This is a genomic window from Mycobacterium sp. RTGN5, assembly GCF_033804465.1.
In the GTDB taxonomy this organism is placed as follows: Bacteria; Actinomycetota; Actinomycetes; order Mycobacteriales; family Mycobacteriaceae; genus Mycobacterium.
Genome location: NZ_JAPZLA010000004.1, coordinates 172,146 through 193,820, shown reverse-complemented (window position 1 = coordinate 193,820; position 21,675 = coordinate 172,146). Strand labels below are relative to the sequence as shown.

Sequence of the window (21,675 nt, the reverse complement as noted above, 5' to 3'; positions counted from 1 at the left end):
AGCTACGCGTCCAACCGGACAAACTGCCCTTGGCGGTACTGCTCGATGCTCGCTGCTCGGCGGACCTTGCCGCTCGTGGTGGTCGGGATCGACCCCGGTTCCACCAGCACGATGTCGGCGACCTGCAAGCCATGGGCACGTGAAATCGCCGCGATCACATCGTTTTTCACTTCTGCATACTCGTCGGAATCATCGCGCTTCTTGAGCTCGACGACAGTCACCAACGTCTCGGTCTGCTCGTCGGACACCGCGATGGCGGCCACCCGACCCCTGGTGATCTTCTGCACCGTCGATTCGATGTCATCGGAGTAGTGGTTGCGGCCGCGCACGATCAGCATGTCTTTGATGCGGCCCACGATGAACAGGTCGCCCTCGGAGATGAAGCCCTGATCGCCGGTACGCAGCCAACCGCTCTCCGGGGCGCCCGTGGGCGGGTCGATCAGCGTCGCGCCGAACGCGGATCCGGTCTGCTCCGGTTTGCGCCAGTACCCGGCGGAGACGTTGTCGCCGTGCGTCCAGATCTCGCCGACGGTGCCGTCCGGGCACAGTTGGCAGGTGTCGGCATCGACGATCCGAACCAGTGGCGACGCCGGCAGCCGGTACCGCAACAACGGTGCCCCGCCGGCCTTGGGCATCGCCGTGCCCAGGGACAACTCGACGGGGTCGAACTCGGCAACCTCCGGCACTCGGTTCGCGGCACTGCTGGTGACGTAAACCGTCGCCTCGGCCAGACCGTAGGAAGGCGCGACCATCTCGGGGCGGAAGCCGTTGGGCGCGAGACGTTCGTTGAACTTGACCAGGGTTTCCGGATGGATGCGTTCGGCTCCGTTGATGATGCCAACGACGCCGCTGAGATCGAGGTCTGCCAATTCGTCGTCGGTGGCACGCCGTGCGGTGAGGTCGAACGCGAAGTTGGGCGCGCCCGACCACGCCCTCGGCTGGCGGGCCATGGCCTGCAGCCATCGCACCGGGCGGGACAGGAACGCGATCGGGCTCATCAGGTCCGCGGGGCACCCGCTGAGGATGGGTGCGGCGATCCCGAGGATCAGACCCATGTCGTGGAAGAACGGCAGCCACGAGACCAGGCTGGTCCCCGGCGGGAACTTGCCCCCGTGGTGGGGCACGTATTCGGCCATCAACTGGTCAAAATTCGCGAGCACGTTGCGGTGCGAGATCATCACGCCGGCCGGCAGCCGGGTCGAGCCAGAGGTGTACTGCAGGTAGGCGATATCCGGTCCGTCGGGCACCTCGGTGTCGACGTCTTTGACGGCGTCGAGCTCGAGCGTGTCCACCGCGATCGTCGCGATCACGGCGGCGCCGTCGTCCACGTACTGTGCGGCGACTTCGAAGACCTCGGAGGTGGTCAGAACCACCGTCGGCGACGTGTCGGTCACCACGGCGCTGACCCGCTCGTCGTGCGACCCCGGCACGGGAACCGAAAGCGGGACAGCGATGAAACCGGCCTGCATGGCCCCCAGGAACGCGACGACATAGGCCAGGCCCTGCGGGGCGATGATCAGTGCCCGGTCACCAGGGGCGCCATGCTGGCTGATCTCGTGCGCGACGTTCAGCGTCCGGCGGTACAGCTGCGACCAGGTCAAACTCGCGGCGATTCCGTTCCAATCCCGGTCGTAATCGGTGAACGTGAAGGCGACGTCGTCTGGTGTCAGACCAGCGCGTTCGCGCAACACGGACAAGATTGAAACGTTCGGCACGGCCCAAGGCTACTCAACGGATATTTGAATCGTGCCGGACCCTACTGTGGCCGCGACGCACCGTCACATGTGAAAATGAACGTGTTATGAGCAACACAGAGTTCAGCCCCGCCTCGCTACGTGAGGCGTTCGGGCATTTCCCTTCCGGTGTCATCGCCATCGCCGCCGAAGTCGACGGTATTCGGGTCGGCCTGGCCGCCAGCACCTTCGTGCCGGTGTCGCTGGATCCGCCGCTGGTCTCGTTCTGTGTGCAGAACAACTCGGAGACGTGGCCGAAGCTGAAGGACTTGCCCGCCCTGGGCATCAGCCTTCTCGGCGAGTCGCACGACGCCGCGGCGCGAACCCTCGCGGCCAAGACCGGTGATCGATTTGCCGGGCTGGAAACCCACTCGCACGAGAGCGGTGCGGTGTTCGTGCACGGCACCAGTGTCTGGCTGCAGAGTTCGATCGAGCAGCTGTTGCCTGCCGGTGACCACACCATCGTCGTCTTGGCGGTCACGAACATCACGGTGCACGACGTTCCGCCGATTGTGTTCCACCGCAGCACCTTCCGCAGACTGGGCGCTTAGCCCAGCCTGCTCCCGCCGCGCGGGTCAGGGTTTCTCGCCGAGTTCTTCGCGGTAGCCGGCGATGCGCTGCTCGATCTCGGCCGCGTCGTCGGGCCGACCCTCTTTGAGAGCCAGTTCGGCGCGGGCGGACAGCTCGCGGATCGCCGTGCGAATGTCGTTGACGCTATGGACGCTACCCATGGTTCGAGGCTACCCAGATGGCCGCCAATAGGAACGGGCCGCGAGAAATCCCCAGAGAAAAATCCTTGGGAAATCTCGCGGCCCGCTACCCGAAAGCTTTGACTTACTTGTCCTTGTCGCGCCGGAACAAAATGTTGCCGAGCCACACCACCGGGTCGTACTTCTTGTCGGCCACGCGCTCCTTCATCGGGATCAGCGCGTTATCGGTGATCTTGATGTGCTCGGGGCACACCTCGGTGCAGCACTTGGTGATGTTGCAGAAGCCAAGGCCGTTTTCTTCCTGAGCCATATCGCGACGGTCGATGGTGTCCAGCGGGTGCATCGACAGCTCGGCTTGCCGCATCAGATAACGCGGGCCGGCGAAGGACTTCTTGTTCTCCTCGTGGTCACGGTTGACGTGACACACGTTCTGGCACAGGAAGCACTCGATGCACTTGCGGAACTCCTGGCTGCGGTTCACGTCCTCCTGCTGCATGCGGTACTCGCCGGGCTGCAGGTCCTTCGGGGGAGTGAACGACGGGATCTCCCGTGCCTTCTGATAGTTGAAGGAGACATCGGTGACCAGGTCGCGCATGACGGGGAAGGTCCGCATCGGCGTGATCGTCACGACCTCGTCCTCGCCGAACGTCGACATGCGGGTCATGCACAACAGCCGCGGCCTGCCGTTGATCTCCGCGGAACATGAACCGCATTTGCCGGCCTTGCAGTTCCACCGCACCGCGAGATCGCCGGCTTGGGTGGCTTGCAGCCGGTGGACGATGTCGAGCACCACTTCGCCGTCGTTGACCTGAACGGTGTAGTCCTGCAGGTCGCCGCCGGATTCATCGCCGCGCCAAACCCGCAGTTTTGCGTCGTAAGCAGCCATTTTCAGCCCTTCCGCTCAGGGTGCTCGGCCAGTTGATCTTCGGTGTAGTACTTCTCGAGTTCGGAGAGCTCGAACGTGCCCAGCAGGTCGGGCCGCATCACGGGCTGCTGCTCAGACGTCACCGTCACATCGGGCACGATGACGTCAGCCTCGCCAGGTGCCACCCGGCAGACCAGCAACTTGTTGCGCCAGTGGGCGTCCATCTTGGGGAAGTCGTCGCGGGTGTGCCCGCCACGGCTTTCCGTGCGCTGCAGCGCGGCCTTGGCCACGCACTCGCTGACCAGCAGCATGTTGCGCATGTCGATGGCCAGGTGCCAGCCGGGGTTGAAGAGCCGGCCGCCTTCGACGACGACGTTGGCGTAGCGCGCCTTGAGCTCGTCGATCTTGGCCAGTGCCTCTTCGAGTTCACCTTCCTTGCGGATGATGCCGGCCAGGTCGTTCATCGACTGCTGCAGCTCGGCATGCAGGGTGTACGGGTTCTCGGCGTTGGCCTTCGGCTCGAACGGCGATAGCGCCAAGGTGGCGGCCTCGTCGATCGCCGCATCCGTCACCGCGGGACGTGCGGCGAGTCCCCGCACGTAGTCGGCCGCACCGAGCCCGGCGCGACGGCCGAACACCAGCAGGTCCGACAGCGAGTTGCCACCGAGCCGGTTCGAGCCGTGCATACCGCCTGAACACTCGCCCGCAGCGAACAGGCCGGGTGTGGCGCCGGCGCCGCTGTCGGGATCGACCTCGATGCCGCCCATCACGTAGTGACAGGTCGGACCGACTTCCATCATGTCCTTGGTGATGTCGACCTCGGCCAGCTCGATGAACTGGTGGTACATCGACGGCAGGCGGCGCTTGATCTCCTCGGCGGGCATCCGGGTGGCGATGTCGAGATAGACGCCACCGTGCGGGGTGCCGCGGCCGGCCTTGACCTCGTCGTTGATGGCACGGGCGACCTCGTCGCGAGGTAGCAGGTCAGGGGTGCGGCGCGCGGAGTCGTTGTCCTTGAGCCACTGATCGGCTTCTTCCTCGGTTTCGGCGTACTGCCCCTTGAACACGTCGGGGATGTAGTCGAACATGAACCGCTTGCCCTCGGAGTTCTTCAGAACCCCGCCGTCACCGCGGACACCCTCGGTGACCAGGATGCCCTTCACCGACAGCGGCCAGACCATGCCGGTCGGATGGAACTGGATGAACTCCATGTTGATCAGGCCGGAACCCGCGCGCAGTGCGAGCGCATGCCCGTCGCCGGTGTACTCCCAAGAGTTCGACGACACCTTGAACGACTTGCCGATGCCGCCGGTGGCGAGCACCACGGCCGGCGTCTCGAACAGGATGAACTTGCCGGTCTCGCGCCAGTAGCCGAAGGCGCCGGCGATCGCGTCGCCGTCCTTGATCAGATCGGTGATCGCGCACTCGTGGAAGACCTTGATCCGGGCCTCGTAGTCGCCGAGTTCCTTCTTGTCCTCCTGCTGCAGCGAGACGATCTTCTGCTGCAGGGTGCGGATGATCTCCAGACCGGTGCGGTCGCCGACGTGTGCCAGCCGCGGGTAGGTGTGCCCGCCGAAGTTGCGCTGGCTGATCTTGCCGTCTTTGGTGCGGTCGAACAGCGCGCCGTAGGTCTCAAGCTCCCACACCCGGTCGGGGGCTTCCTGCGCGTGCAACTCGGCCATCCGCCAGTTGTTCAGGAACTTGCCGCCGCGCATGGTGTCACCGAAGTGCACCTGCCAGCTGTCCTTGGTGTTGACGTTGCGCATCGCGGCGGCGCAACCGCCCTCGGCCATCACGGTGTGTGCCTTGCCGAAGAGCGACTTCGTCACCACGGCGACCTTCAAACCCCGTTCCCGGGCTTCGATGACCGCTCGTAGGCCTGCGCCGCCGGCACCGATCACTACTACGTCGTAGGAATGCCGTTCGACCTCAACCGTCATTAGACCTCGCTCAAGCTATGGTTCGGAAAGTTCTTGTCAGCCAATGGATCTCAGCGTCAGCCGACGAATCGCAGGTCAGAGATGGTGCCACTGGCCACCAGCATGACGTAGAAATCGGTCAGCATCAGGGTGCCCAGCGTGATCCAGGCATACAGCTTGTGGCGGGTGTTGAGCCTGCTGACCTGGGTCCAGATCCAGTACCGCACCGGGTGCTTCGAGAAGTGCTTGAGCCGGCCGCCGACGACGTGGCGGCAGGAGTGGCAGGAGATCGTGTAGATCCACAGCATGACCACGTTGCCGACCAGAATGATGTTGCCTAGGCCGAATCCGAAGCCACCGGGGCCGCTCTCGGAATGGAAGGCGACGATCGCGTCGTAGGTGTTGATCAGCGAGATGACGCCGGCGATGTAGAAGAAGTACCGGTGGGTGTTCTGGATGATCAGCGGAATGCGCGTCTCGCCAGTGTATTTCGCGTGCGGCTCGGCCACTGCGCAGGCGGTCGGGGACTGCCACACCGAGCGGTAGTAGGCGCCGCGGTAGTAATAGCAGGTCAGCCGGAACAGCAGCAGGAATGGCAGCGACAGGAAGGCGTACGGCAGCAGCGACAAGATGCCCGACGTGGGCAGGATCTGCGGCCAGAAGTCGCTGGCCTCGCCGCATGCCTTGCTCAGGCACGGTGAGTAGAACGGCGTCAGGTAGTGGTACTGCGGGACGAAGAAGTAGTCCCGCTGGAACGCACGCACCGTCGCGTAGATGACGAACGCGGCGAAACCCAGGTCGGTGACGATGGGTGACTTCAGCCAGTTGTCGGTCCGCAGCGTGCGTTGCGGTATCTGGGCACGGCCGGGTGAGAAGACGCCGGTCGCCGGGCGGTTACCCGCAGGTGCGCTCATCTACTGTGATCCCCTTCGCAGAAACTCATCGGAGGGTACCTAGATCACGGCACCCGGCTAAATCGGGGTCAGCGTCGATTGTGGCCGCCAACGCCTTCGTCGTCGACGTCGCGCCAGAAGGTGCTGTCGTAGGGAGTGTCGGGAATTCCGATCTTCTCTCCGGAGACCACAGCCGTTTGCTGGGTTAGGGCAAGCTCATTGGCATCGATATCGAGAAGTTCCACGTCATTGAGGATGCGTTCGGCGTCATTGACGATTCGGCGCATTGCCGGAGTGTCGCCATATCGCGACTTCAACGAGGTCACGCAACGCCGCAATCCGCCAATCAGATGGTGAAGTTCGGCCAATTCTGTAGTGGTGGACAACGGGACCTCCTTGGGCTGAAGGTGTCATGGATCACATTACGACAATCGATGCTAGCCACATTTAGAACTCAACGTGAGACAGGTCACGTCGGGAATGGCGCTGCGACAGCCGTGTTGCATCGCGCAGAGGAACGATCAACCACAAGGAATGAGGAGAGGTGACTCCTGTGAGCAGTCTTGCCGAACATGCTGAGGCGTTGTTGGCGTTGCATCAGCCGGGAAACCCGGTGGTGCTCCCGACGGTGTGGGACGCCTGGTCAGCGTCACTGGCCGTGGAAGCCGGTTTCGCGGCACTGACCGTCGGCAGCCACCCGCTGGCCGACTCGGTCGGCAAGCCCGATGGAGAAGGCATGAGTTTCGACGACGTCGTTGCGCGGGTCGCCCAGATCACCGCCGCCGTGGACGTGCCGGTCTCGGTCGACATCGAATCGGGTTACGCGCAGTCGGCTGAGCGCCTGATCGACGGACTGCTCGGCGCCGGGGCGGTCGGCCTGAACATCGAGGACACCGTGCACAGCGAAGGCAAGCGGCTGCGGACGTCGGCCGAGCACGCCGAACTCGTCGGGTCGTTGCGGTCCGCCGCCGACAAGGCCGGGGTCCACGTGGTCGTCAACGCCCGCACCGATCTGTTCATCCGTAATGACGGCGACGACGCCGATCGGGTCGACCGGGCCATCGCGCGGCTGGCCGAGGCCGCTGCGGCAGGTGCCGACGTGCTCTACCCGGTCGGCCGCCACGATCCAGACACGATGCGCCGCTTGACCACTGAGCTCTCGCTGCCGATCAACGCGATCGCGATACCGGAGTCCGACGACCCGGCGTCGTTCGGGCCGCTTGGCGTGGCGCGGATCAGCTTCGGGCCGTTCTGGCAGCGGGCACTGTCGGTGCGGGCCAACGAGATCCTGGACCGCTGGCGCTAGCTCCCAGCGGCTAGGCCTGAGACGCCGAACGTGGGGGTTCTCGTTGAGGATCCTCGAAAAGTCGACGGCAAGCCCCACGTTCGGCGCGTCTAGGCCTGCGCCGGCAGTGCCGCGGTGTCCACGTCGTCGCTGGGGCGCTTGCGCGGCCGCGGTGGCAGGAAGTGGTTATCACCCCGTGGGTAGACCACCTGCGGCCACCAGAACCACCGGCCCAGCATGACCGCGATCGACGGCATCAGCAGGGACCGCACGATGAAGGTGTCGATCAGCAGGCCGATCGCGATCGTCGAGCCCATCTGGGCCAGTACGACCAGCTTGCTGATCATCATCCCCGCCATCGTGGCGGCGAACACCAGGCCGGCCGACGTCACCACACCACCGGTGCCGGCCATGGAGCGGATGATGCCGGTCTTCAAGCCGGCGTGGATCTCGTCCTTGAAGCGGGACACCAGCAGCAGGTTGTAGTCCGAACCGACCGCCAACAGGATGATGACGGACATCAACATGACCAGCCACTGCACCTGAATCCCGAGCAGGTCCTGCCAGATCAGCACTGAGATGCCGAACGATGCGGCGATCGAGCTGCCCGCTGTGCCGACGATCACCAGCGCGGCGACGGCGCTTCGGGTCAGGATGAGCATGATCATGAAGATCAGCGTCAGCGACGAGATCACGGCGATCAGCAGGTCGTACCGCGCGCCGTCGGACATGTCCTTGTAGGTCGCCGCGACTCCGCCGAGATGAATCTTGGCGCTCGACAGCGAGGACATCTTCAAGGCCTCCTGTGCGGCCTTGCGTTCCGAATTGACCCTGGCGATGCCGTCGACCGTCGCCGGGTCGCCCTCGTGGGTGATGAACATCCGGGTGGACTTGCCGTCCGGCGAGAGGAACATCTTCAGGCCGCGCTCAAAGTCCGGGTTCTGGAAGGCTTCCGGCGGCAAGAAGAAGAGATCGTCGTTCTTGGCCTGATCGAAGCTCTCCCCAATCGCCAGCGCCGTGTCGTTGGTCGCTTGCATCTGATCGAGCAGGGCCTTCTGCGAGTTGTACGACGCCAGCGACAGGTCCCTGCTGACCTTCATCGACGCGATCGTCTGGGGCAGCAGCGCCGTCAGCTGTGGAGCGAGTGCCGCGAGCTGGTCGGTATTGCCTTGCACCCCTTCGGTTTTGTCGGTCACCTGGTCGATCCCGTCGAGGGAGTCGAACAGCGAACGCGCCGCGGCACACAGGGGGATGTCGAAGCAGTGCGGTTCCCAGTAGAAATAGTTCCGCATGGGCCGGAACTGGTCGTCGAAGTTCGCGATGTTGTCGCGCAGCGCCTTGGTGGTCTCGAGTAGATCCTGTGACCGGGCCGCCGAGTCCTGGGTGAGCTGGGTCTGCTTGACGGAGAGAGCGTACTGCTTCTCCAAGATATCGATCGAAACATTCATCGTGTCAACGGTTTTGAGCTGATTTTCCAACTGATCCCGTTGGAACGGCAGGTTCATGTTGGTGGTCTGCCCCGCCACGCTCGTCTGAAACGGAATCGAGCTGTGCTGGATCGGAATGCCCAGTGGCCGGGTGATGCTCTGCACCATCGCAATACCCTCGGTGTGCATGACGTTGCTGGCAATCTTGTTCAGCACCAGCATGTCGGCGGGATTGCGCATGTCATGGTCGGCTTCGACCATCAGGATGTCGGGGTTCATCCTGGCCTGCGTGAAGTGCCGGTCGGCGGCCGCGAAGCCCTGATTGACCGGCGCGTCTTTGGGTAGGTAGTACTGGTCGTTGTAGGCCGGCTTGTAGCCGGGGATCGCCACCAGGCCGATCAGTACCACGAACAGGCTCGCCACGAAAATCGGTGCCGGCCAACGCACGACGGCGGTGCCAACGCGCCGCCAGAATCTGCTCTGTGGAGGCCGCTTGGACTCGTACAGCCCGACACGGCTGCCCAGGTAGAGCACGGCCGGACCGAGCGTGACCGCGATGGCCACGATCACGAGCATGCCGATCGCGACGGGCGCACCCATGGTGGTGAAGTAGGGCAGGCGCGCAAAGCTCAGGCAGTACGTTGCGCCCGCGATCGTCAGCCCAGATCCCACGATGACGGGCGCGACGGATTTGAAGGTGGCGTAGTAGGACTCGTCTCGGTCCAGTCCCATGCCGCGGTCTTCGCGGTACCGGCCGAAGATGAAGATGCCGTAGTCGGTGGCCGCGGCGATCGCCAGCATCGTGAGGATGTTGCCGGCGAACGTGGTCAGTCCAAAGGCGCCGTGCACGGCCAGAATTGACACCACACCGCGGGCGGTCAGCAGCCCGAGGAACGTCAGAAACAACTGGATCAGGGTGGTTCGGATCGAGCGGTAGACGACCAGCAGCATGCCCGCGATCGCCACCAGGGTGATCAGGGTGATCAAGGCGAGGCTCGCATTGCCGATGACGTGCAGATCGTCGGTGAGCGCGGCGGGGCCGGCGACGTAGGCCTTCACGCCGGGCGGTGCCGGGGTCTCCTCGATGACCTTGCGGACCGCATCGACACCCTCGTTGGCCAGCGTCTGGCCCTGTTCGCCTGCGAGGTTCAACATCACGTAGGCCGCTTTGCCATCGGCACTCTGGGCGCCGGCAGCCGTGAGTGTGTCACCCCAGAAGTCCTGGATGTGCTGGATGTGCTCGGGATCCTGCTGCAGCTTGCGGATGATCGCGTCGTAGTACTGATGGGCGTCAGGGCCCAGCGGCTTCTGGCCCTCGACTACAACCATGATCGTGCTGTTGGTGTTGAACTCCTGGAAGTTGGCGCCCATCAACTTCATTGCCTTCATCGACGGCGCGTCTTCGGGCGCCATCGGTGCGGAGTGCAGCTCGCCGACGACCTCGAGTTGGGGGGCGACGACGTTCACCCCGACGGCGACCGCGATCCAGAACAGGACGATCGGTATCGCAAGGATCCGGATCATGTGCGGGAACACGGGCCGCTTTGGCCTGCTGGGGGATTCGGGCGCGGTGACGGCGTTGGTCATGCGGACTTCACCAGGCAGTAGGTCTGGGCATTGACGCCATCGGCCGATTGCTCCTCACGGACGGTTCCGTTCACGGTGACGCGGCATCCAATCTGATCGCCATCGGTCTGTGCCATCAAACTGGCGCTGACGGCGGGCAACGTTGTCGACAGGGTGATCGACCACGGCAGCGGGACGTTCACGGTGTGCACCTTGGCCTCCGGGTCGAAGTAACTGATCAGTGCGGTGGTCCCTGGTGCGCCGTAGACGTCGTAGACCATGACCTTGGGATTGAACTGAACGATCTCGATGCCGGACCCGGCGCCCGCGTTCAGGTCCTGCGACGCGAACATCTTGTGCAGACGCGACACGACCAGCCCGGACACCGCTAGCACGACAATGAGCACCAACGGGATCCAGATGCGTTTTAGCACGCGACCCACCGGAATAGCTTTCACCCGAACACCTTCCGTCAAGGGGTCGACCGCGGTGCGGCCGCCTCTGTCGCGCAGTCGGCATTGGTGGCGAGTCGGCTGATGAGCGGAAACGCCACCCGCGCCGAGAGCCACAATGTCGACCGCTCCTCGTCCGTCAGCGTTGCGATCAACGCCGCCAGTCGTTCTCGGCGCATGCGCTTGCGCTCATCGAGTAATGTCTGCCCCTGGGCCGTGATGGCGATCAGGCAGGCCCGGCCGTCGTCAGGGTCGGCAAGCCTGGTCACCAGTCCCGCGCGTTCCAGCCGCTGGATCAGCTGGGTCATCGACGGCTGACTGACGCCTTCCTTGGCGGCCAGTGTTGTCAACCGAATCGGACCTTCGCGACACACCCGGTTCAACGTGAATGCCGCGGATGCACTCAGGTCAGCGCGGTCGCTGAGGAACCGGATCGTCAGGTCCATTGCCTGGTCGAGGGCATCGCCGACGCACTCGCTGACGTCCTGATCGGTCAGCTCATTTCCCACTCGGTATCTATATCACGCACGCTATATAGCAGCAATCACAGCCTGGGCTTAACGGGCTCTCAGCGACCTCCCAGGTTTGCTGGTCGGCGGGCACCCTGAGCGCAGAACGGCTCAAAGGTGTTGCGGTGCAGCTAGTCCCCAGAGTCGCCAGCCGCAGCCGAGCGGGCAATGGTCAACAACCGAAGTAGCCCGTTATATTCCGTCGGCTATCTATCGACCCCGATCTCGACGGTCGCTACCAGACGTCGCCGTCACGCCAGTCGCAGGTCAGCCCGGCTTTCACATCAATCTCGAGGTCGACCGGCAGGACGAAGATCGAGCCGTCGTCCTCCGGGGTGCGCGTCGGCCCGCCGGGACCCAGCACCGAGGTCGGCCCTTGCCAGTGCAGCCAGCCGCGGGGGCGATAGATCTTTTCGCCGATCGGGCTCGAGCTCAGTGCCCCGATCTCGTACGCACCGCGGATCACTTGCTCGATCGCATCCATCACGGCGTGTGCGAGCCCTTGTCCGCGCCAGTCTTCGTGCACCGCGACGCCTTCGACATAGCCGCACCGCAGTGCCGTGCCCGCGTAGAGCAGCCGCCGCTGTACGACGGCCGCGTGCGCGACCAGCACGCCGCGATTAACGATGACGGCGTGCATGCCGCCCAGGGCATGCTCCCAGTCGGAGTCGGTGAATTCGGACCACTCGGCGAACGCCTCGGTGACCATCTGCTGGGCGTTCTGGCGGGTTTCGGCGTCCAGGTCGCTGGTGTGAACCAGCCGGGCGGTGTGGACCTGCGCGTGCACACCCCCAGCTCTACCAGCCCGCGGAGCTCCCCGCTGCGATACGAGGCCTGGTCCAGTGCAGCCGCACCGTCTGACCCGGTCTGATCTGGGCGACCTTGTCGGTGTCGGCATCGGTGATCACTCCGATGACGGGATAACCCCCGGTGACCGGGTGGTCGGGACCCAGGATCACAGGGTGGCCATTGGGCGGCACCTGGATCGCGCCGCGGGTGGCGCCCTCACTGGGTAACTGGCGGTCGGGCCAGCGGTAGGCGAGCGGACGCCCGGCCAGCCGCATGCCCACCCGGTCGCTGCGGTCGGTGGCCACCCAGTCGGTGTGCACGAGGGCGTCGGGGTCGGTGAACCAGTCATCGCGGGGGCCGGGCACCACGTGCAGCTCGAGCAGATCCCCGGTGATGGCGGCCACCGGGGCCTGGTCGAGTTCGGGGTACCCCTCGGTGTGCGCGCCCACCGGCAGCACGTCACCGCTGCGCAGCGGGCGCGGGCCGATCGCCGACATGATGTCGTAACTCCGCGAGCCCAGCACGGGGTCAATGGCGATGCCGCCGCGTACCGCGAGATAGCTGCGCAACCCGGCATGCGGGGAGCCCAGCGATATCACGTCGCCAGCACTGACATGGTGAATACTGTTGGTGCCAAACGGAACTCCGTTGACAGCGGGATCGGTGTCGGCGCCCGTCACCGCGACGTCCAGATCGCCGCCGTGGACCCGCGCGGCGAACCCACCGAGGGTGACCTCGACGGTCGCGCGGTCGTCGGGGTTGGCCACCAGGCGATTGGCCAGCCGGTGGGCTCGGCGGTCGGCCGCCCCGGAGCGAGTCACACCGACGTGGGCCAGCCCCGGCCGGCCGAGATCTTCGAGCAGAGCCAACGGTCCGGTCCGCAACACCTCGAGCGTGATCATTGCGGGCTCCCGGTGATCGCCCGGAACTGCACCCACATGCCGGGCTCCAGCAGTGCGGGCTCAGGCCGGTCGATATCCCACAGCACCGCATCGGTGCGCCCGATCAGCTGCCAACCACCGGGCGACTGGCGCGGATAGATGCCGCTGAACTCGCCGGCCAGCCCCACTGATCCGGCCGGCACCGCGGTGCGCGGGTCGCTGCGCCGCGGCACCACCAGGCGGGGATCACCGCCGACGAGGTAGGCGAAACCCGGTGCGAATCCGCCGAATCCGACCCGCCATGGCGTGGCGGTGTGCGCCTCGATCACCGCTGCGACGTCCATGCCGGTGTGTGCGGCGACATCGTCGAGGTCGGCGCCGTCGTAGACCACCTCGACCACCACGTCGACGTCGGTGCCTCGGCGATCGTCGGGGTCAGTGGCGTCGATGTGCAGTCGCGCGAGTCGCTGCCGGGTAGGTCCCTGGGACTGCGGATCGGCGAGTTTTATCAGGACGGTGCGGGCCGCAGGCACGATGTCGAGCACCCCGGGCAGCTGTGCTGTGCGCAGCGCCGCGGCGATCGCCAGCACCTGCTCGGTCGACTCGCATTCGAGCAGCAACCCCTGGTCGCCGTAGTCACGGATTGTGTTGGACACCACGAGATCTGTCGCCACACTCATTCACCGACGGTAGATCCGCCGACGGGTTGGGTCGCCGCGTTTTCGAGCACTGCCAGAGCTGCGCCAGGCATCTCATATATATCGTGCGCGTCAGACCAGCTCGGTGTACGTGGGCTCGTGGCGTTTGATGTGGGCGATGACCCGATAGGTGACGGGCAGCAGGATCACTTCGACGGCGGTCTTGTAGACCCATCCCAACGCGGTGTAGGTGACGAAGTCACCGAAAGTGTTGATGCCGATGGCGCCCGCGGCGATGCTGCAGAACACCAGGGTGTCACCGAGTTGGCCGGCGAAGGTGGAGCCGACCAGCCGCGCCCACAGGTGCTTCTCCTTGGTGCGCTCTTTGATCTTGACGACGGTCCAGGCGTTGATGGTCTGGCCGACGATGAAGCCGGCCAGCCCGGCCACGATCAATTGGGTGTAGGCGTGGACGATGTTCTCGAAATGTTCCTGGTTGGTGTAGAAGTCGGCCGCCGGCAGGTAGATCGTCACCCACATCGCCAGCGCCGCCAGGATGTTCATCGCGAACCCGAGGATGATCGCCCGCCGAGCGGCCTTGAACCCGTAGACCTCGGAGAGCACATCGCCGATCACGTAGGTCAGGGGGAAGACGATGAATCCGCCGTCGGTGATGATCGACCAGTTTCCGATGACAGGCCCGAACGCGACACCCTTGGTGGCGGTGATGTTGGAGATGATCACCAGCGCGGTGAACACGGCGACGAGACCCGGATAGTAGCGCGAACCGACCTGTGCGAATCCAGGGGTCGGGGCGTCTACGCGCGCGGTATCAGGACTGCTCGTCACAGGTGCTATCCAAGCACGGCCGGTCAGCTCAGCGCGCGGGAGAGCAGCGGTGGCAGTTGATCGGCCACCACCGGGTAGGACAGCGGCGAGGCGAACGCGATCGCCCCGGCGAGGTCCTTTCCGGTGAACACGTTGCGGTTGGGCTTGGTGGCCGTCAGCGCGGCCACGGCCGGATCGGCCAGCAGCGCAGCCTGATCGGCGTCGCTCTCGGTGGACCAGATCAGTACGTCGGCGGAGTTGAGGGCGTCGGTGAGTTTGTCGCGGGGGATGGCAGCTCGGTGATCGTCGACGGCGAAGGCGCTGATGCTGTCAGGAACCTGAAAGCCCATCGCGGTCAGAAAATCGGTGCGCCACCCCGGCAGCGTCGCGCTCAGGGTGTCGCCGACGAAGTTGCCGGCCAGCAGCAGCGCCTTTTTGTCTTTGAACGCAGTGTTGTTCTTGGCCACGTCGGCGAACTTGCTGTCGACGCCCGCGATCAACTGCTTCATCTGTGAGGCCTGGAAGACCGCGGTGCCCACCGCGGTGGCCTGGTCCTTCCACGGCTCGAAAAAGGCGTCGTCGCCCGACTGGGCGATGGTCGGCGCGATCGCCGACAGCTTCTGGTAGGTGTCGGCGTCGAGGCCGGCGTTGACCGCCACGATCAGATCGGGCTTGAGCGCGGCGATCTGATCCACCTGAATCCCGTTGTCCAGGTTGAGCACAACCGGCTGGGCGGATCCGAGTTTGGACAGTGCCCACGGCCACACCCCGAGCGGTTGGTCACCGAACCAGGTGGTCACCGCGATGGGCACGACGCCGACCGCGAGAAGATCGTCCTGCTCGGTGAAGCCGGCGCTCACGACGCGTTTGGGTAGTGCCGGGATGGTGGTTTCGCCGAAGAGGTGCTTGATCGTCACCGTTTTGGGGGTGGCGTCAGAGCTCGAGTCGTCTGATGAACACGCCGCGGCAAGCAGCGCACCCGCCGCCCCGGCGGCCCCCAGGAACCCACGCCTCGTCCACTGCGCCCTCACGGCGCGAGATTAGCTCACTACCAGCGAGATGCCGAGCCCAATCATCGTGGCAGCGATCAGGCCGTCGAGAATCCGCCATGTCACCGGCGCAGCGAACAGGCCCGACAGCCGGCGCGCGCCGAACCCGAGGCCGAAGAACCACACCACGCTGGCCGTCACCGCGCCGACGCCGAACAACCACCGGCTGTCGGCGTGCTGGTTGGCCAGCGTGCCGAGCAACACGACGGTGTCCAGATAGACATGCGGGTTGAGAAACGTCATCGCCAGGCAGGTCAGCACGACGGAGATCAGCCGGGCCGAGCCTTTCTCAGCCGGCGCCATGCTCGACGGTCTCATGGCCCGGCGGGCCGCGAGCGCGCCATAGACGAACAGAAACCCCGCGCCCCCGATCTTGGCCACGGTGACCGTTTGGGGGTGGGCGGTGATCACCGCGCCGATACCGGCGATACCGGCGGTGATCAGCAACAGGTCGGAGACCGCGCACACGCTGACCACCGCGAGGACGTGCTCACGGCGGATGCCCTGACGCAGCACGAACGCGTTCTGCGCGCCGATCGCGGCGATCAGGGCGAACGACGTCAGAAATCCGACGAGCAGGGGCGAGGTCATGGAAATGACGGTAGGCAACAGGGCGTAATCAGTACAGCTAAAGATTCTTCACCCAGTTAAGTATGACTAATCTCGATTGGCGGCTGCGATCGTCCGGGTTCCTCAGTTAGCCCGGCGTGGAGGCCAGCACGTAGACGCCTGGTTGCGGTTATTGCGGAGCCTCGATGGCGGACATCACCAGCTGCAGATAGGGGCGGTAGAGATCCTGGCCGTCGATATGGCTGTCGAGAGTGATGCCATCGTTGACGGCCAGGATCACACGGGCCAGTGTTTCGGCATCGATCGTCAGGGCGCCTCCGATTCGCGCGACGTTCTTACTGATGAATTCGCCCAGGGCGCGGATGGTTTCGAGCCGTTGGGCGGCTACTCGGTCGCGCGCGTCGGGGTTGCGTAGCAAGAACAACTTCAGCTCGTATCCCAGTGCCGCATGGTCTGTCCCGCTGCTCAGGTCGCGCCATCGTTGTGCAAGTTCGTCGAGGTCGACGTCACTGCGGCGATGAAAGGCTGACATCACCTCGGCGAAGCCGTCTAAGAACCGCTGACGTTGGCGGTCGACGACCGCCAGAAACAGCTTCTCCTTCGCGCCGAACTGGGAGTAAATGATGCCGCGGCTGAATCCCGCGGCGTCGGCAATCTCTTCGAGCGCCGCGCCAGTGAGGCCCTTTCGGGCGAAGACTTCCTCAGCGGCGTCGAGCAGGATTTGGCGGGTGTGTTCGATCCGACGTTCTTTGGTCCATCGTTCAGCCATGGGGGGATCCTCCCACCACTTTTGCTGGGGACGCACGAGTGTGCGCGGCAACGGCGTTCCACGATTCGGCGTCTTCCAACCTCTGCTCTGCGAGTCGGAGATGCCCGAACGGGGGCTCGTCGAGGATGTTGCTCGCCCAGAACTCCTCCCAGGGCTCGACGGGGCCGTCGAGGTCAGCGCAGCGGAGCGCTTCTTCCTTGAATCTCCTTGCTGCCGAGCTAATTCCGTACCGCACAGGGTGTAGGAGGCTCGTCAGCTCACCGTCCACGTGCCGTCCCCAGAGGAGAAGTTCGGCTGGAGGCTCGGTGTTCATGCTCCCCGCCAGCAGGGATCGGGGATCGCCAGTGAACTGATCGACCGGTAGGAGCAGGGTGCGAACCACTCGATCCGGCCAGAGCTGCGCGTCCCCGAGATGTACCGGCGGCTCAGCGCGGGCGCCCAGGATGCGCAGCGCTCGACTATGGGCCGTGTCATCGGTGACGACTCTGACCTTCCACCCCGCCAGGCCTCGGTCGAACATCAGTCCGCCGGCGCGACGAACCGCCTCCGCAACCCCGGCGGTGACCACGTCGAGTTGATAAGCCACGGTGGGCCCTCTCTAGTTACTGATGTGTGACGCTGCACACTTTTATACACCCTTGCATCAGAAATACAGTCATGTATATCGTGAGTCCGATCACATGCCGCCCCGAGATGGGAAATGCGCCATTCGGCTGGGCTCGACGGGCGGCTCTCGTCGGGACGCACGCCCTCGACTCCGTGACCACCGTCAACTGAGGAGAACTCCATTGATGCCAACATCAACCCGACCCGGAGAATGGGTCGACCCGGCTTCGGGTCTCGGCCTGGGATTGGATGACGTCCAGTCCGGGACGTTCAACATGACGATCCCCACCGACCGCTACACCTGTCCGGCGTACGCCACACGCGAGCGGGAAGCGATCTGGAAGCGGACGTGGCAGATCGTGGGCCGCGTCGAGGACCTACCCAAACCCGGCGACTGGAAGAAGTACGAGATCCTCGACCAGTCCTTCGTCATCGTTCGCGGAAACGATGACGTCCTGCGGGGTTTCGTCAACGCCTGCCGCCATCGCGGCAACGCGCTGTGCACGACCGAGACCGGCAACGCGAAGCGCGGATTCCTCTGCCAGTACCACCTGTGGTCCTACGACCTCGACGGCAGATTGAAGGGAATGCTGCGCGAGAACCTCGCCGGCCCGATCGACAAGACCGAGAACTCGCTCATCCAGGCGTCGGTCGACACCTTCGCGGGTTTCATCTTCCTCAACCCGGACCCTGAGGCCTCGGCCCTGCGGGACTACCTCGGCGAGGAGGTCGTCAGCCTTCTCGAGCCCTACAACATCGAGATGTTCACCACCGTCATGGATGTCACCGAGGCCATTGAGTGCAACTGGAAAGTCGTCATGGACGCCTTCGAAGAGGGCTACCACATCAACGGCATCCATCCGCAGTTGCTGCAGGTACTCCACATCAACCCGCAGACCGCTCGATACCGTTTCTTCGAAAAGCACAGCGCCGCAATGGCTCCGTTCGAGGTGGTGGGTGCCGGCGTGCAGGATCAGGTCGCGGGGATCCTGGCGCTGCCCGAGACCTTCCCCGGGACAGTTGCGGTCATTCCGCGTTTCCAGGAACTGATCGCGCCGTATCAGGACGCGGACGGGAACGTGACGTTCCCGGACGGCGTCACCGCCCGAACCCTGCTGCAACAAGCGACCCGTGAGGTGCTGACCGGCATGGGACTCGATGTCAGCGGCCTGACCGACAGTCAGATGGTCGACAACCAGGGCTGGGTGCTTTTCCCCAACTACTTCATGACCGTGCGTGCAGGCGAATGCCACGTCATCATGGCGAGGCCGCATCCCGACGGTGACCCGAACCGCTGTATCTGGCATGTGGCCAGCTACATGTATCTGCCGCAGGAGTTTCGCGACGCGGTGCGGGCAGAGGCGATCGTGGTCGATACACCGGGGAGCCACAAGTATTTCGAGGCACTCCAGCAGGACTATGAGCAGATGCCTCGCCAGCAGAAGGGCCTGCGCAACGACGGGCTCAACCACATGACGCTGGTCAAGGAGGAAGTCGTCATCGCGCACTTCCACTCGGTCGTCGACCGATTCATGGCCGACGCCGCTCACCGCTGAACTCCCACCATCCCCTGTCGGCACTGGAAGAAGGACCGAATGAATCTCGAACAACGCCTTGCCCATCACGTCCGGATGGCCGAGGCGTATCGCGACGCCTATCTGCGCCAAGGCGTGCAGGACGGCGAAGCCTTCGCTGACGCATGGAAATTCGCCGACGACGGCGTCTACGTGTCGCCCTACTTCACGGGAGACCAGGTGTTTCCGTTCAGCGAGTTTCCCACCGACACCGCCAAGGCCTCCACCATGGAGGCCAAGGCGTACTCACTGAAGTTCCCGGACTGGAAACCGGCCGGGTTCGACTACTGGCCGGCGTCGAACGGCCTGGTCATGAAGACACGGTGGGAGGGGCAGACCGAAGAGGGGGTGAGAATGGGCTTCTACTCGTACAGCTTCGTGCAGACGAACGACGAGGGTGAGCTCACGCGGTGGGAGACCCACGTCAATGACGAGTACAACGCCTTCCTCGATGTCGCGATCGGTGTGCACGGCCCGTCCCACGGCACCGGCGAGTACGTCGAGGCCCTGGAGCGGACACTTGCCGCCGCGGGGGTGACGGTGTGACGACGATCGACAAGGTCATCGGCGAGACCAGCGGACGGTCGCGGGCGGTGCTGGAGTACAGCCAGATCACCAAGCGGCTGGTCGAGTCTGCCAAACAGCCGGGGTTCACTGTCGAAAGCTGGTCACCGTTGGCCGAACTGATCGCCATCGACGAGTTCGTTCGAGTCGGCCCGTTCAAAGAGGTGATGAACTGGGCTGAGTACGCGGCATTCCTGACGAACTGGGCGGTGTCAGCGGACTGGGACTGCTCGTTCCAACGGATCACCGAGACAGCGGATTTGGTGTTCCTCGAGCTGGAGGAACGGAGTCGCATAGGCGATTTCAACAGCGTGGTCAACACCGTGTCGGTCTACGAATTCAACGCCGACGACAAACTTCGGCGAATCGCCGTCTATCTGCAGATGGAATTGCCCAACACGGGCAGCGTGCCGAACTTCGAAAGCGCCGGGGCCGCAGAGTGACCCAGCCGCACACAACCACCCCCAGCGGTACGGACCTGGACGGCCTGCCGGCAGTGCACCGCTACCCGAGCCGACCTTGAACCCCACCACCAACAGGAGTGAGCCACAGTGACAAGCGTGCAGGACGACACCGGCGTATTGGCCGGTGATGAGCGGATGCTCATCGATGGTGAGCTGCAATTGACCGGTAGCGGAGCGACTTTCGATGTGATCCATCCGGCCAGCGAGCAGGTCGCCGGGCAGGCGACCGATGGCACGGTCGAGGACATGACCCGCGCTGTCGGCGCCGCGCGGCGCGCCTTCGATGAGACCGACTGGTCACGTGATCTGGACTTTCGCTATCACTGCCTGATGCAGCTGCATGAGGCGTTGGAGCGCAACAAGGAGCGGCTGCGCCGGGTGTTGATCACCGAGGTGGGGTGTCCGGTGTCTGTCAGCGGCAGTCAGATCGAGAGCCCGATCGAGGAGGTCAGGCACTGGGCCGAGCACGGCAAGAACTTCCAGTACCTGGCCGACAACGGTGTCCATGACACTCCGCTGGGGCCGGCGCGGCGCAAGATCCACTACGAGCCGGTCGGGGTGGTCGGGGCGATCACCCCGTGGAATGTGCCGTTCTATCTGAATATCGCCGAGACGGTGCCGGCGTTGATGGCGGGTAACACCGTGGTCCTCAAGCCGGCGCAGCTGACTCCGTGGTCGGGCAGCGAGTACGGCCGGATCGTGGCCGAGGAGACCGACATCCCGGCCGGGGTGTTCAACGTCGTCGTGTCCAACGCGAACGAGGTGGGCGCGGCGTTGTCGGCCGACCCTCGGGTGGACATGATCACCTTTACCGGCTCGACCGCGACCGGGCGGGCGATCCTGGCCGCGGGCGCGGCGACGGTGAAGAAGACGCTGCTGGAGCTGGGTGGCAAGAGCGCCCATATCGTCCTCGACGACGCCGATTTCAACTCCGCATTGCCGATGGCGGCGATGATGGCGTGTGTGATGAGCGGCCAATCCTGCATCATGCCGAGCCGGATCCTGCTGCCGCGCAGCCGCTATGGCGAAGGCATTGAAATCCTGAAGAACATGATGGCCGGTTTCCCGGTCGGTGACCCGTGGACGCCGGGCAACATGCAGGGCCCCCAGATCAGCGAAGGCCAGCGCCAGAAGGTGCTGGGATTGATCAACAGCGGTGTCGACTCCGGCGCCCGGCTGATCACCGGTGGTGGGGTCCCGGAGAACTTCCCGGTGGGGTACTACACGCAGCCGACGCTGCTGGCCGATGTCGATCCGAATTCTCAGATCGCGCAGGAGGAGATCTTCGGACCGGTGCTGACGGTCACCCCGTACGACACCGATGACGAGGCCGTCGCAATCGCGAACAACAGCATCTACGGGCTCTCCGGCGAAGTCAGTGGTGGCGACCTCGATCGGGCGTTCGCGGTCGCGACCCGGATGCGCACGGGCAACGTGACCATCAACGGCAAGAGCCACTTCGGCATCGGCAGTCCGTTCGGCGGCACCAAACAGAGCGGGCTGGGCTATCGCAACGGCGAAGAGGGCTACAAGGAATACCTCGACGCCAAGACCATCGGCATGCCCGATACGGCGGCGTCATGA

23 protein-coding genes are annotated in these 21,675 nt (G+C 64.5%); 6 read left to right on the top strand and 17 right to left on the bottom strand.

Annotated elements, in window-relative coordinates:
- Positions 1-2: 2 nt before the first annotated feature.
- Positions 3-1,715, bottom strand: a complete 1,713-nt coding sequence (locus SLQ31_RS21100; protein WP_319436001.1) for an AMP-binding protein — start codon at positions 1,713-1,715, stop codon at positions 3-5.
- A gap of 86 nt (positions 1,716-1,801) precedes the next feature.
- On the opposite strand from SLQ31_RS21100, the gene SLQ31_RS21095 reads away from it, so the two are divergent.
- Positions 1,802-2,284: a flavin reductase family protein gene (locus SLQ31_RS21095; protein WP_319436000.1), complete on the top strand. Its 483-nt coding sequence runs from the start codon at positions 1,802-1,804 to the stop codon at positions 2,282-2,284.
- 24 nt (positions 2,285-2,308) lie between these two features.
- Here the strand turns inward: SLQ31_RS21095 and SLQ31_RS21090 are convergent, their stop codons facing one another.
- The 5 genes from SLQ31_RS21090 to SLQ31_RS21070 all read right to left on the bottom strand — a co-directional run bounded on the left by SLQ31_RS21090 (position 2,309) and on the right by SLQ31_RS21070 (position 6,506).
- A complete protein-coding gene (locus tag SLQ31_RS21090) occupies positions 2,309-2,464 on the bottom strand; it encodes a hypothetical protein (protein WP_319435999.1) in 156 nt (51 codons plus the stop codon).
- A gap of 103 nt (positions 2,465-2,567) precedes the next feature.
- Positions 2,568-3,329, bottom strand: coding sequence for a succinate dehydrogenase/fumarate reductase iron-sulfur subunit (locus SLQ31_RS21085; protein WP_319435998.1), 762 nt, complete (start codon positions 3,327-3,329; stop codon positions 2,568-2,570).
- 2 nt (positions 3,330-3,331) lie between these two features.
- Positions 3,332-5,248 carry a fumarate reductase/succinate dehydrogenase flavoprotein subunit gene (locus SLQ31_RS21080; protein WP_319435997.1) on the bottom strand — a complete coding sequence of 639 codons (1,917 nt, stop codon included), beginning with the start codon at positions 5,246-5,248 and terminating at the stop codon, positions 3,332-3,334.
- 56 nt (positions 5,249-5,304) lie between these two features.
- A complete protein-coding gene (locus tag SLQ31_RS21075; RefSeq protein ID WP_319435996.1) occupies positions 5,305-6,141 on the bottom strand; it encodes a hypothetical protein in 837 nt (278 codons plus the stop codon).
- Positions 6,142-6,209: 68 nt separating this feature from the next.
- Positions 6,210-6,506: a hypothetical protein gene (locus SLQ31_RS21070; protein ID WP_319435995.1), complete on the bottom strand. Its 297-nt coding sequence runs from the start codon at positions 6,504-6,506 to the stop codon at positions 6,210-6,212.
- 158 nt (positions 6,507-6,664) lie between these two features.
- On the opposite strand from SLQ31_RS21070, the gene SLQ31_RS21065 reads away from it, so the two are divergent.
- Positions 6,665-7,426 carry an isocitrate lyase/phosphoenolpyruvate mutase family protein gene (locus SLQ31_RS21065; protein WP_319435994.1) on the top strand — a complete coding sequence of 254 codons (762 nt, stop codon included), beginning with the start codon at positions 6,665-6,667 and terminating at the stop codon, positions 7,424-7,426.
- 89 nt (positions 7,427-7,515) lie between these two features.
- Here SLQ31_RS21065 and SLQ31_RS21060 read toward each other — a convergent pair whose 3' ends face one another.
- The 11 genes from SLQ31_RS21060 to SLQ31_RS21010 form a co-directional block, all read right to left on the bottom strand.
- A complete protein-coding gene (locus tag SLQ31_RS21060; RefSeq protein WP_319435993.1) occupies positions 7,516-10,419 on the bottom strand; it encodes an MMPL family transporter in 2,904 nt (967 codons plus the stop codon).
- A complete protein-coding gene (locus SLQ31_RS21055; RefSeq protein ID WP_319435992.1) occupies positions 10,416-10,856 on the bottom strand; it encodes an MmpS family transport accessory protein in 441 nt (146 codons plus the stop codon). Before SLQ31_RS21055 ends, SLQ31_RS21060 begins: the two co-directional genes overlap by 4 nt.
- A 14-nt stretch (positions 10,857-10,870) precedes the next feature.
- On the bottom strand, positions 10,871-11,359 hold the full coding sequence (locus SLQ31_RS21050; RefSeq protein ID WP_319435991.1) for a MarR family transcriptional regulator: 489 nt from the start codon (positions 11,357-11,359) through the stop codon (positions 10,871-10,873).
- A gap of 235 nt (positions 11,360-11,594) precedes the next feature.
- A complete protein-coding gene (locus tag SLQ31_RS21045) occupies positions 11,595-12,146 on the bottom strand; it encodes a GNAT family N-acetyltransferase (RefSeq protein ID WP_319435990.1) in 552 nt (183 codons plus the stop codon).
- Between the two features lie 10 nt (positions 12,147-12,156).
- On the bottom strand, positions 12,157-13,050 hold the full coding sequence (locus SLQ31_RS21040; protein WP_319435989.1) for a 5-oxoprolinase/urea amidolyase family protein: 894 nt from the start codon (positions 13,048-13,050) through the stop codon (positions 12,157-12,159).
- Positions 13,047-13,709 (bottom strand): allophanate hydrolase subunit 1, encoded by a 663-nt coding sequence (locus SLQ31_RS21035; protein ID WP_319435988.1) that lies wholly within the window; start codon positions 13,707-13,709, stop codon positions 13,047-13,049. Before SLQ31_RS21035 ends, SLQ31_RS21040 begins: the two co-directional genes overlap by 4 nt.
- A 90-nt stretch (positions 13,710-13,799) precedes the next feature.
- Positions 13,800-14,516 carry a queuosine precursor transporter gene (locus tag SLQ31_RS21030; protein ID WP_319435987.1) on the bottom strand — a complete coding sequence of 239 codons (717 nt, stop codon included), beginning with the start codon at positions 14,514-14,516 and terminating at the stop codon, positions 13,800-13,802.
- A 23-nt stretch (positions 14,517-14,539) separates the two neighbouring features.
- Positions 14,540-15,526: an ABC transporter substrate-binding protein gene (locus tag SLQ31_RS21025; RefSeq protein WP_319435986.1), complete on the bottom strand. Its 987-nt coding sequence runs from the start codon at positions 15,524-15,526 to the stop codon at positions 14,540-14,542.
- A gap of 9 nt (positions 15,527-15,535) precedes the next feature.
- On the bottom strand, positions 15,536-16,135 hold the full coding sequence (locus SLQ31_RS21020; RefSeq protein ID WP_319435985.1) for a LysE/ArgO family amino acid transporter: 600 nt from the start codon (positions 16,133-16,135) through the stop codon (positions 15,536-15,538).
- A gap of 148 nt (positions 16,136-16,283) precedes the next feature.
- Positions 16,284-16,883 (bottom strand): helix-turn-helix domain-containing protein, encoded by a 600-nt coding sequence (locus SLQ31_RS21015; RefSeq protein WP_319435984.1) that lies wholly within the window; start codon positions 16,881-16,883, stop codon positions 16,284-16,286.
- On the bottom strand, positions 16,876-17,469 hold the full coding sequence (locus SLQ31_RS21010) for a hypothetical protein (protein WP_319435983.1): 594 nt from the start codon (positions 17,467-17,469) through the stop codon (positions 16,876-16,878). The genes SLQ31_RS21015 and SLQ31_RS21010 overlap by 8 nt, the downstream gene beginning before the upstream one ends.
- A gap of 205 nt (positions 17,470-17,674) precedes the next feature.
- On the opposite strand from SLQ31_RS21010, the gene SLQ31_RS21005 reads away from it, so the two are divergent.
- From SLQ31_RS21005 to SLQ31_RS20990, 4 genes are all read left to right on the top strand, one after another.
- A complete protein-coding gene (locus tag SLQ31_RS21005; protein ID WP_319435982.1) occupies positions 17,675-19,045 on the top strand; it encodes an aromatic ring-hydroxylating dioxygenase subunit alpha in 1,371 nt (456 codons plus the stop codon).
- Positions 19,046-19,084: 39 nt separating this feature from the next.
- Positions 19,085-19,609, top strand: a complete 525-nt coding sequence (locus tag SLQ31_RS21000) for a hypothetical protein (protein ID WP_319435981.1) — start codon at positions 19,085-19,087, stop codon at positions 19,607-19,609.
- Positions 19,606-20,070 carry a hypothetical protein gene (locus tag SLQ31_RS20995; protein WP_319435980.1) on the top strand — a complete coding sequence of 155 codons (465 nt, stop codon included), beginning with the start codon at positions 19,606-19,608 and terminating at the stop codon, positions 20,068-20,070. The genes SLQ31_RS21000 and SLQ31_RS20995 overlap by 4 nt, the downstream gene beginning before the upstream one ends.
- Positions 20,071-20,178: 108 nt before the next feature.
- Positions 20,179-21,675: an aldehyde dehydrogenase family protein gene (locus tag SLQ31_RS20990; RefSeq protein ID WP_319435979.1), complete on the top strand. Its 1,497-nt coding sequence runs from the start codon at positions 20,179-20,181 to the stop codon at positions 21,673-21,675.

Excerpts from the sequence above, each read along its gene's own strand:
- SLQ31_RS21005 (WP_319435982.1), top strand. The coding sequence starts at position 17,675 with ATGCCAACATCAACCCGACCCGGAGAATGGGTCGACCCGGCTTCGGGT.
- SLQ31_RS21020 (WP_319435985.1), bottom strand. The coding sequence starts at position 16,135 with ATGACCTCGCCCCTGCTCGTCGGATTTCTGACGTCGTTCGCCCTGATC.
- SLQ31_RS21060 (WP_319435993.1), bottom strand. The coding sequence starts at position 10,419 with ATGACCAACGCCGTCACCGCGCCCGAATCCCCCAGCAGGCCAAAGCGG.
- SLQ31_RS21040 (WP_319435989.1), bottom strand. The coding sequence starts at position 13,050 with ATGATCACGCTCGAGGTGTTGCGGACCGGACCGTTGGCTCTGCTCGAA.
- SLQ31_RS21075 (WP_319435996.1), bottom strand. The coding sequence starts at position 6,141 with ATGAGCGCACCTGCGGGTAACCGCCCGGCGACCGGCGTCTTCTCACCC.
- SLQ31_RS21035 (WP_319435988.1), bottom strand. The coding sequence starts at position 13,709 with ATGAGTGTGGCGACAGATCTCGTGGTGTCCAACACAATCCGTGACTAC.
- SLQ31_RS21085 (WP_319435998.1), bottom strand. The coding sequence starts at position 3,329 with ATGGCTGCTTACGACGCAAAACTGCGGGTTTGGCGCGGCGATGAATCC.
- SLQ31_RS21080 (WP_319435997.1), bottom strand. The coding sequence starts at position 5,248 with ATGACGGTTGAGGTCGAACGGCATTCCTACGACGTAGTAGTGATCGGT.
- SLQ31_RS21095 (WP_319436000.1), top strand. The coding sequence starts at position 1,802 with ATGAGCAACACAGAGTTCAGCCCCGCCTCGCTACGTGAGGCGTTCGGG.
- SLQ31_RS21090 (WP_319435999.1), bottom strand. The coding sequence starts at position 2,464 with ATGGGTAGCGTCCATAGCGTCAACGACATTCGCACGGCGATCCGCGAG.
- SLQ31_RS21015 (WP_319435984.1), bottom strand. The coding sequence starts at position 16,883 with ATGGCTGAACGATGGACCAAAGAACGTCGGATCGAACACACCCGCCAA.
- SLQ31_RS21000 (WP_319435981.1), top strand. The coding sequence starts at position 19,085 with ATGAATCTCGAACAACGCCTTGCCCATCACGTCCGGATGGCCGAGGCG.